At 71.8% G+C, this 9259-nt stretch carries 11 protein-coding genes; 7 read left to right on the forward strand and 4 right to left on the reverse strand.

Going from position 1 to position 9259, the window contains the following annotated elements; all coding sequences use genetic code 11:
• The first annotated feature begins 142 nt into the window (after positions 1 to 142).
• Entirely contained in the window at positions 143 to 298 is a 156-nt protein-coding gene (locus tag ACWEVN_RS25800) for a hypothetical protein (RefSeq protein WP_449682838.1), read from the forward strand.
• On the opposite strand, the gene ACWEVN_RS25805 is transcribed toward ACWEVN_RS25800, so the two are convergent.
• On the reverse strand, positions 299 to 715 hold the full coding sequence (locus tag ACWEVN_RS25805; RefSeq protein ID WP_452053007.1) for a cupin domain-containing protein: 417 nt from the start codon (positions 713 to 715) through the stop codon (positions 299 to 301).
• 63 nt (positions 716 to 778) lie between these two features.
• Between ACWEVN_RS25805 and ACWEVN_RS25810 the strand changes: the two genes are divergently transcribed.
• Positions 779 to 1915, forward strand: coding sequence for an acyl-CoA dehydrogenase family protein (locus ACWEVN_RS25810; protein ID WP_452053008.1), 1137 nt, complete (start codon positions 779 to 781; stop codon positions 1913 to 1915).
• Between the two features lie 40 nt (positions 1916 to 1955).
• Complete coding sequence (locus tag ACWEVN_RS25815; protein ID WP_452053009.1) at positions 1956 to 2903, forward strand: SDR family NAD(P)-dependent oxidoreductase; 948 nt, start codon at positions 1956 to 1958, stop codon at positions 2901 to 2903.
• Here the strand turns inward: ACWEVN_RS25815 and ACWEVN_RS25820 are convergent.
• Positions 2900 to 4069, reverse strand: coding sequence for an aminotransferase class V-fold PLP-dependent enzyme (locus ACWEVN_RS25820; protein ID WP_452053010.1), 1170 nt, complete (start codon positions 4067 to 4069; stop codon positions 2900 to 2902). The two genes, ACWEVN_RS25815 and ACWEVN_RS25820, sit on opposite strands and share 4 nt — an antisense overlap.
• 46 nt (positions 4070 to 4115) lie before the next feature.
• Here ACWEVN_RS25820 and ACWEVN_RS25825 point away from each other — a divergent pair, with 46 nt between their 5' ends.
• The 4 genes from ACWEVN_RS25825 (at position 4116) to ACWEVN_RS25840 (ending at position 7082) form a co-directional block, all read left to right on the forward strand.
• Positions 4116 to 4742 (forward strand): GntR family transcriptional regulator, encoded by a 627-nt coding sequence (locus ACWEVN_RS25825; RefSeq protein ID WP_452053011.1) that lies wholly within the window; start codon positions 4116 to 4118, stop codon positions 4740 to 4742.
• Entirely contained in the window at positions 4739 to 5503 is a 765-nt protein-coding gene (locus tag ACWEVN_RS25830; RefSeq protein ID WP_452053012.1) for a metallophosphoesterase, read from the forward strand. Before ACWEVN_RS25825 ends, ACWEVN_RS25830 begins: the two co-directional genes overlap by 4 nt.
• 146 nt (positions 5504 to 5649) lie before the next feature.
• Positions 5650 to 6276, forward strand: a complete 627-nt coding sequence (locus ACWEVN_RS25835; RefSeq protein ID WP_452053013.1) for an RNA polymerase sigma factor — start codon at positions 5650 to 5652, stop codon at positions 6274 to 6276.
• Complete coding sequence (locus ACWEVN_RS25840) at positions 6273 to 7082, forward strand: hypothetical protein (protein ID WP_452053014.1); 810 nt, start codon at positions 6273 to 6275, stop codon at positions 7080 to 7082. The genes ACWEVN_RS25835 and ACWEVN_RS25840 overlap by 4 nt, the downstream gene beginning before the upstream one ends.
• An 8-nt stretch (positions 7083 to 7090) precedes the next feature.
• Here the strand turns inward: ACWEVN_RS25840 and ACWEVN_RS25845 are convergent, their stop codons facing one another.
• Positions 7091 to 8716, reverse strand: coding sequence for a CocE/NonD family hydrolase (locus tag ACWEVN_RS25845; protein WP_452053015.1), 1626 nt, complete (start codon positions 8714 to 8716; stop codon positions 7091 to 7093).
• A 50-nt stretch (positions 8717 to 8766) separates the two neighbouring features.
• On the reverse strand, positions 8767 to 9259 hold a 493-nt coding region (locus tag ACWEVN_RS25850; protein WP_452053016.1), incomplete at its 5' end, for a lyase family protein.

Genomic DNA, 9259 nt, shown 5'->3' on the forward strand with positions numbered 1-9259 from the left:
GTACTTCGGTTCGTGGGCGTCGACCAGGGTAAAGCCGCCTTCACCCGCCTTTTCGAGCTGACCGGTTTCCGGATGGCCGATTCGATCTGCGGGATGGCCGGGACACCGTGGCCATCACCGAAGAGTCGAGCGGGAGACGAAGATGGTTACCGGAATCTTGGCGGTGCTGGGCGCGATCGTCCTGGTGCTGCAGACGGCGGCCCGGCTGCCGGCCGCCGTGGCGCTGTTCCTGCGGGCGCTGATCCCCGTCGTCCGGGCCCTGCGTGCCCTTCGCGACGAGTGGCGCCGCAACCGCTGACTAGAAGTCGCAGCCCGGGTTCGCGGCGTCCTCCGAGAGCGGGCTGCCCTTCGGGAGCACGTACAGCACCTCCAGTACCAGCGGTGTCGACCCGAGGTTGCGGCCGATGTGCACCTGGTCCGGCTTCTCGGTGAACGCGCGACCGGTGCCGAAGATGCCGTCGATGCTGCAGTCGGCCAGGTTGTGCGTCAACGTGCCCGCCTTGACGTACGCGTAGAGCGTGCCGTCGTGGAAGTGCCAGCCCGTGTAGCCGCCCGGCTGGATGGTGATCTCCCGGAGCGTGTAATCGGTGTGGCCGATGGTTTTCTGGGCCAGGATCGTGCCGGCGACGCCGCTGCCGGGCGTCGCGGAGGCGGTGGCGGGCAGGACCAGGGCCGCGGCGAGGGCGGCCGTGACGACGGCGATCGGCTTGCGCATCGGCCCAAGCTACCGCGTCCGGGTGTGCCCTCGGGGGCAGCGATCCGGGTAGCGTGCCGCGGCATGGACGCGGACGTTTTCGGGCAGGTCCTCGGCGCGGTGCGGGACTTCGTGCGCAAGGAGGTCGTGCCGCGCGAGGCGGAGATCGACGAACGGGACGAAATCCCGGCCGGGGTCCGGGAGAAGGCCGCCGAGCTCGGGCTGTTCGGGTGGGCGCTGCCGGAGGAGTACGGCGGGCTCGGGCTCGGCATGGCCGAGGACGTCCGGCTGGCGATCGAGCTCGGCTGGACGACGCCGGCCTTCCGGTCGCTGTTCGGCACCAACAACGGCATCGCCGGCCAGGCGATCGTGCACCACGGGACGCCGGACCAGCGCACCCGCTGGCTGCCGCGGCTGGCCGCGGGCCAGTCGATCGCGTCGTTCGCGCTCACCGAAGCCGAAGCCGGCTCGGATCCGGGCGGCCTGACCAGCCGCGCCCTCCGCGACGGCGACCGCTACCGGCTCTCGGGCACCAAGCGGTTCATCACCAACGCGCCGCTCGCCGACGTCTTCGTCACCTTCGCCCGCACCGACCAGGAAAGCACCGGCAGCCACGGCATTTCCGCGTTCCTCGTGCCCGCGGGCGCCCCCGGCGTCACCGTCGGCCCGCACGACCCCAAGATGGGCCAGGCCGGCGCCTGGACGTCGGAGGTGGTCTTCGACGACGTCGAGCTGCCGGCCGACGCGCTGGTCGGCGCGGAGGGCAAGGGGTTCGGCATCGCCATGGCCTCGCTCGCCCGCGGCCGCCTCCACATCGCGGCGCTGTGCGTCGGCTTGGCCGAGCGGGCGCTCGCCGAAGCCGTCGAGTACGCGCGGACGGCGCGCCAGGGTGGCCGGGTGATCGGCGAGTACCAGCTGGTGCAGGCGTTACTGGCGGAGTCCCACGCCGAGCTCGCGGCCGGCCGCGCGATGGTGCACGAAGCCGCGGCGAAGTACGACTCGGGCGAGGACCGCAAGCTCGGGCCGTCGTCGGCGAAGCTGTTCTGCACCGAGATGCTCGGCCGGGTCGCCGACCGCGCGGTGCAGGTCCACGGCGGGACGGGGTACGTCCGCGGCGTGACGGTCGAGCGGATCTACCGCGACGCGCGGCTGTTCCGGATCTACGAAGGGACCAGCGAAATCCAGAAGCTCGTGATCGCGCGGCAGCTGCTCAAGGGCTGAACTTGCGCTGGAGTCCGCTCCAGGTCCTACCGTCGCGGACATGACCACCGCACAGCACAAGATCGGCTCCGGCTTCGGCGCCACCACGACGGCGGCCGAGGTCGTCGACGGCCTCGACCTGACCGGCAAGCTCGCCCTCGTCACCGGCGGCTACTCCGGGCTCGGCCTGGAGACGACGCGGGCGCTGGCGGCCGCGGGCGCGCACGTCGTCGTCCCGGCCCGGCGGCCCGCTACGGCCGAAAAAGCGTTGCAGGGCTTCGAGAACGTCGAGATCGGCGAGCTCGACCTCGGCGACCTCGAGAGCGTCCGCGCGTTCGCCGAGCGGTTCGTGGCTTCGGAGCGCGGTATCGACGTCTTCATCGGCAGCGCCGGGATCATGGCCCTGCCGGAGACCCACGTCGGACCGGGCTGGGAGGCGCAGTTCGCCACCAACCACCTCGGGCACTTCGCGCTGGTGAACCGCCTGTGGCCGGCGTTCGGCCCCGGTGCCCGCGTGATTTCGGTGTCCTCCCGCGGCCACCACTACGGCCCGGTGCGCTTCGACGACCTGGACTTCGAGCGCGGCTACGACAAGTGGCTCGCCTACGGCCAGGCGAAGACCGCGAACGTGCTGTTCGCCGTCCACCTCGACCGGCTGGCCCGCAAGCGCGGCATCCGCGCGTTCGCCCTGCACCCCGGGCGAATCCTCACCGACCTGGTGCGCCACCTCGACCGTGCCGAGCTGGTGGCCGCGGGCATGCTCGACGCGGACGGCCGGGTGACCGGCGGCGCGAAGACGCCGGAGCAGGGCGCCGCCACCCAGGTCTGGGCGGCGACGTCCCCGCAGCTCGACGGCCTCGGCGGCGTCTACCTCGAGGACTGCGACATCGCCGAGCCCGCGCCCGCCGACGGCACCCGCACGGGGGTGAAGGACTACGCGATCGACCCCGCGCTCGCCGAGCGGTTGTGGACGGTGTCCGCCGAGCTGACCGGTGTGAACGCCTTCTAGAGCTTCTCGACTTCCCGCACCAGCAGGTCGATCTCGTCCTCGGTGTTGTAGTAGTGCACCGATGCCCGCACCATGTCCGGCAACGCCCGCGCGGTGAAGTCGTACTGCGCCGATGTGCGGGTCGACAGCGACGTGTTGATGTTCGCTTCCGCCAGCCGGGCCTTGATCTCCGGGGCCGGGGTGCCGTCCAGGCTGAACGTCACCAGGCCGCACTTCCGGGCCCCGGCGTCGTGGACGCGCGCGCCGGCCTCGGTCAGCCGCTCGCGCAGCAACGCGGCCAGCGAAGCAACGCGCGACTCGATCGCGGGCAACCCCCAGCCGAGCGCGTAGTCGATCGCCGCGCCGAGGCCGCACACCGCGGCGAAGTCGCGTTCCCACACCTCGAAGCGCTTGGCCGTCGGGTCGACGACGTACTCCGTCGGCGACTCCCAGCTCGCCGAGTGCAGGTCGAGCATCGCCGGCTCCAGCCGCTCGCGCAGCCTCGGGTGCACGTACAGGAACCCGGTGCCGCGCGGGCCGCGCAGGTACTTGCGGCCCGTTCCCGACAGCGCGTCGCACTTGAGGCGGGAGACGTCGAGGTCGAGCTGGCCCGCCGACTGGCAGGCGTCCAGCAGGAACGGGATACCGGCCGCCTCGGCGACCGCGCCGATCTCCTCGGCCGGGTTGACCAGCCCGCCCTGGGTGGGGACGTGGCTGACGGCGATCAGCTTGACGCTGCCGTCGACGCGCCGCCGCAGCTCTTCGACGTCCAGCTGCCCGGATTCGTCGTCGCCGATCACCTCGACGACCGCGCCGGTGCGCCCGGCGACCTGCAGGAACGCGATCGCGTTGCTGGCGTACTCCGCCCGCGAGGTCAGGATCCGGTCCCCGGGGCCGAAGGGCAGCGCGTAGAACACCGCCTGCCAGGAGCGGGTCGCGTTGTCGGTGAGCGCGATGTCGTCGCGGCCGGCACCGAGCAGACGGGCCACCGACGCGTACACCGCATCCAGGCGATCCGCGGCCGCGGCGGCCGCTTCGTACCCGCCGACCAGCGCTTCGTGCCGCAGGTACTCGACGACGGTGTCGGTCACGACGGCCGGGGGCAGCGCCGCGCCCGCGTTGTTGAAGTGGACCACCTCGGCGCAGCCCGGGGTCTCGCGCCGCGCGCGTTCGACGTCGAAGCTCATACGAACTGAATACAGTAGATAGCTATTGTATGCAATACTGCTCGCCATGGCCCGCACCCCGTTGCGCAGCGACCTCATCGAGCAGATCACCGCCCGCGTGCTCGACCGGCGGCTCGCGGCCGGCGCCCGCGTCAACGAGGTGCACCTGGCGCGCGAGCTGGGGGTCAGCCGGACGCCGCTGCGGGAGGCGCTGATCGGGCTCGCCGACCGCGGCCTGCTGGTCTCCGCGCCCGGCCGGGGGTTCCTGGTCCCGCCGTTCGACCCCGACGAGGCCCGCCGGCTCTACCCGCTGGTGGCCGAGCTCGAAGCCCTCGCGCTGCGCTGGACGTCACCGCTGGAGCTGGCCGGGCTGCCGGACGCGCTCGACGCCGTGGCCGGCGAAATGGCCGCCGCCGACGGCGGTGATCTGTCCGCTTTGGACGATCGCTGGCACGCGCTGCTGCTGTCCCGCTGCCCGAACCCGCACCTGCTGCGGCTGATCGAGCAGACGAAGCCGCTGCTCAAGCGCTACGAGTCGGCGTACTTCGCCCGGCACGACCACGCCGGGGAGAGCATCGCCGAGCACCGCCGCATCGCCGCGGCCCTGCGCGACGGCGACCTGGCCGCCGCGTCCTCGGTGCTCGTCGCCAACTGGGTCAAGGCCCTGGCGTACCTGGGGAAGGACGGCCGATGATCATCGCGCACCTGAGCGACCTGCACCTCGACGGCGGCTCGCGGGCGGAGGCCCGCGTCGCGGCGGCGATGGCCTGCCTCGGCGAGCTGCCGGTCGACGCGGTCGTCGTCACCGGCGACATCGCCGACCACGGCACGCCCGAGGAGTACGCGCGCGCCGCCGAGCTGCTGAAGCACCCGGCACCGGTGCTGCTGTGCCCGGGCAACCACGACGTCCGGGCGGCGTTCCGCACGGGCCTGCTCGACCTGCCGGCCTCCGACGGCCCGATCGACGTCGCCCACGAGGTCGGCGGCGTGCTGTTCGCGCTGTGTGATTCGACGATCCCGGGCCGCGGCGCGGGTTTCCTCGCCGACGAGACGCTGTCGTGGCTGGACGGCGTCCTGTCCGGCGGCGACGGGCCGGCGATCGTGGCGTTCCACCACCCACCGGTCGAGGTCGGCGTCCCGCTGGTGGACGCGATCCGCCAGGCCGGCTCGGAGAGGCTGGCCGAGGTTCTGGGCCGCCACCCGCGGGTGAAGGCGCTGCTGGCCGGGCACGTGCACACGGGCGCCGCGACGACCTTCGCCGGCGTCCCGCTGCACATCGCACCCGGCGTGGTGTCGGGCTCGCTGCTCCCGATCGAGCCGGGCGGCGACAGCGGCTGGACCGACGGCGGCCCGCTGGCCTACGACCGCCCGCCGGGCCTGCTGCTGCACGTCCTCCACGACGACGGCCGGGTGACCAGCCACCACCGGACGGTCCCGGCCGGCGCTTCCGCCTGACCGGGCCGATCCGGGAAAATCGGTCTCGGAGTCACCGAGCAAGCCGCCTCGAGGCGATACAAGGGGTACAGGTGTCCGCCCGGCCCGAAGGAGACACGACATGCCCCATGCCGATGAGCAGGCCCGGAACGCCGAGTGGGTGATCGGTGACTGACACCGCCAACTCGTCGCAGCCGAGGGCGGACAGGTGGGCGTGGGACGATCCGCTCGAGCACTTCCTCAGGCACCATGACGAGCTCCTCGACAAGTTGTTCGCCTACCTGTCGCGGCGCGTTCCGGATCCGTACGACGCCAAAGCCGTGTTCTGGCAGGTTCTGGAGCCGTTCGCCGCCTATCTCGAGCGCGCCGACTGCCCGCCTGAAGAACATCCGATGATTCTCTTCGGTATAGCGGGCAAGAAAGTGGCCGACTACTGGCGGCAGGAGGAGCGTCGTGGAAAAGATGTCCTCACCGCGCCATCGGAACTGTGTTTGTTCGACGACTACCTGTCGGATCCGTTCGTCACCGCGGAGATGCGGATCGACCTGTTGCGCGCCCTGGGCGGACTCGACGCTCGTGAGCGTGCGGCCTTGGTGCTGTGTCACGTCGACCAGCTCGATCAGGAGTCGGCGGCCCGGATCATGGGCGTGAGCCGGAACCAGGTGCGCTGGGTGCTGCGTACGGCGAAGAAGAAGCTGTGCGAGAGCGGCGCGCTCGACGGATACATCGACGGGCTGCCACCAGCGGTACCGCGAAGGAAACGACGAAGCGATTCTTCGGAGGGAGCCGAATGACCAGCGAGGAGAACTTCCGCCGGCTCTTCGAAGCGCGCACGGTTCCGCCGCGCCCCGACGATCTTCGTCCGACCGCCGGGGACCTTCGCCGCCGGCTGGCCACGCGGAAGCCGGGGGAAATCCACGCGCTCGTCGACGAGGTCGAGGGAAGCCGCCCCGTCGCCGAGGTCCCGGAAGCGCCGGCCCGGCCGACGCTGTCCGCTGACGTTCCCCGGCACCGGGCCATTCTGGCGGTCGACATCGAGAACTCGACGAAGCACCCGAACTCGGTGCGTTCCCGGCTCCGTACCGTCCTTTACGAGTTCCTCGACCGGGCGCTCGTCACCGGCGGCATCGGCAGGAGGCACCGCGACGCCTTCGTCGACCGCGGGGACGGTGCTCTCTGCTTGATCCGGCCCCTCGACCAGCTGCCCAAGACCCTCCTGCTCACGACCGTCGTCCCGGCCCTGCGTGATCTGCTCGAGAAGCACGCCGAGGAGTGGCCTGAGCTCGCTTTCCGGATGCGGGTGGCCGTGCACGCCGGTGAGGTGCACTACGACAGCCGCGGGCCCTACGGCGAAGACGTCGACCTCGCCTGCCGGCTCGTCGACGCCCCCGAGCTGAAGCGGCAGCTGCGAGAAACGACCGCGCCGCTCGTGCTGGCCGTCTCGCAGGAGATGTACCGCTCGGTCGTACGGCACGGTTATCCCGGCATCGACCGCGATGGCTTCAGCCAGGCCGTCCACATCAAGCTCGGCGGCGAACGGCTCCGCGGCTGGCTCCAGACCCCCGAAGCCGAGAGCCACGCCGAAGGGAACACCGCCTAACGGGGGCCTCAGCTGCTGAACACCGGCAGCGTGAGCCGGGACGGCCGGGCCGCGTCGTGGAAGACCTCGAAGCGGTTCGGCTTCCCCGTCACCGCCGATGTCACCGGCTCGTCCGTTCCGTGGTTGCGCGCGAACCGCGGGAACGCGCCGCCCGCGATCTGGACGCGCAGGCGGTGGCCGCGGCGGAAGCGGTACGCCGTCGGGTCGAGTGTCACCTCCGCCGTCACCACGCCGTCCGCGTCCGCGGCCGGGACGCCCGGGCGCAGGCGCAGGATCCCGTCGGTCACGTTGCGCGAAACCCCGCCGGAGTCGACGTCGCAGAGGCGGACGTAGACGTCGGCGTGGCCCAGCTCGGTGCGGACGTGCATGGTCGCAACCACTTCGCCGATGACGTCGAGGTCCGACGGCAGCGGCTCGCCGGTGAACACCAGCACGTCCGGCCGGGCCTCGACCTGCTGGTTGTCGCGCTGCTTCCACTCGCCCGTCAGCAGCGGGCCGCCGACCGCGGGCGTCGGGTCGGCCGGGTCGTAGGTGAACGTCGTCGGCAGCGCCGGTTCGCCGAAGCTCTCGCCGAGGCCGCCGATCGGCCGCAGGTGCGCCTCGGTCGCCTTCGACGGCGGCGGCCACGACTCGAAGTCCAGCCACGTCCCGGCGCCCTGCAGGAACAACCGGACCGGCGAGCGCTGCAGGTACGTCCGGTCGCCGAGCAGGTGCGCGCGCAGGAAGCCGAGCTGGTCGCGGAGCATCGGGCCCATGCTCGCGGGCTCGCCGTGCGCCCACGGCCCGATCGTGATCCGCGGCGCCTTGCCCGCGTCGGCGAGGGTCCGGAAGTCGCGCAGCTGGGAGCCGATGAACAGGTCGTACCAGCCGGTGACCATCGACACCGGGACGTCGAGTCCCGCCACCGCGGCGCTGTGGTCGGACATCGCCCAGTAGTCGTCTTCGGGCGCGAAGTGCCCGGTGATGTCCTGGAGGAACCGCACCGGCTTGCCGATCGCGGCCACGTCGGCGGTGCTCAGCGGCAGTGAGGACATCGCCCGGCGCGTCTTCCGCGTCTGCAGCGGGTTCGGCAGCGCGGCGAAACGCTCCTCTTGGCGGCCGATCATCGCCGACCAGGAGACCATGTTGTCCGCCGCCAGCACGCCGCCCGGGTAGAACGTCGAGACGAACTCCGACGCCGTCACGCCGAGGCACATCGCGGCGAGCGGCGGGTCGAGGTACGGCCCGATCGCCCACTGCGTGTGCCCGAGGTAGCTGGCGCCGGCCGTGCCGAGGGTGCCGTCGCACCACGGCTGCGCGCGCAGCCACTCGGCGGTGGCGATGCCGTCCTCGCGTTCGAGGTGGAAGGGCCGGAACTCGCCGCCGGAGCCGAACGAGCCGCGGGTGCTCTGGACGACCGTCTGCAGCCCGTGCCGGGCGAACGTCTCGCCGAAGAGCTTCGACGCCAGGCCCTTGCGCCCGTACGGCGTGCGGATCAGCACCACCGGCGCCGACGTCGTCCCGGCCGGGGCGTACCGGTCGGCGAGCAGCGTGACGCCGTCGGGCATCGGCACGGCGAGGTCGCGCGTCACGACCGGCTTCGGTCCTTCGGCGCGGGGCAGTCCGAGCAACTTGTCGACAAGTCGGTCCAGCACGGGCGCCCGCCTTCCGAAGTGGAGTAGATCCTTCCGGATCCGACCGTACCTCAGTTCGCGCGGGCGAGGGTTTCCGGACGCAGCAGCTTCGCCAGCTCCTCGGCCGGGATCAGGCCCTTCTCGACGACGAGCTCGGCGACCCCGCGCCCGGTGGCCAGGGCCTCCTTCGCGATCTCCGTGGCGGCCGCGTAACCGATGCTCGGGTTGAGCGCCGTCACCAGCCCGATCGAGTTCTCCACGTACGCGCGCAGGACGTCGACGTTCGCCGTGATCCCGGCGACGCACTTCGACGCCAGCGTCCGGCAGGCCGCGCCCAGGTGCGTGATGCTCTCCGACAGCGAGTGCAGGATGATCGGCTCGAAGGCGTTGAGCTGGAGCTGGCCGGCTTCGGCGGCCATCGTCACGGTGACGTCGTTGCCGATCACTTCGAACGCGACCTGGTTGACCACCTCGGGGATCACCGGGTTGATCTTGCCCGGCATGATCGACGACCCGGCCTGCACCGGCGGCAGGTTGATCTCGTTCAGCCCGGCGCGCGGGCCC

The sequence above is a fragment of the Amycolatopsis sp. NPDC003861 genome (assembly GCF_053605405.1).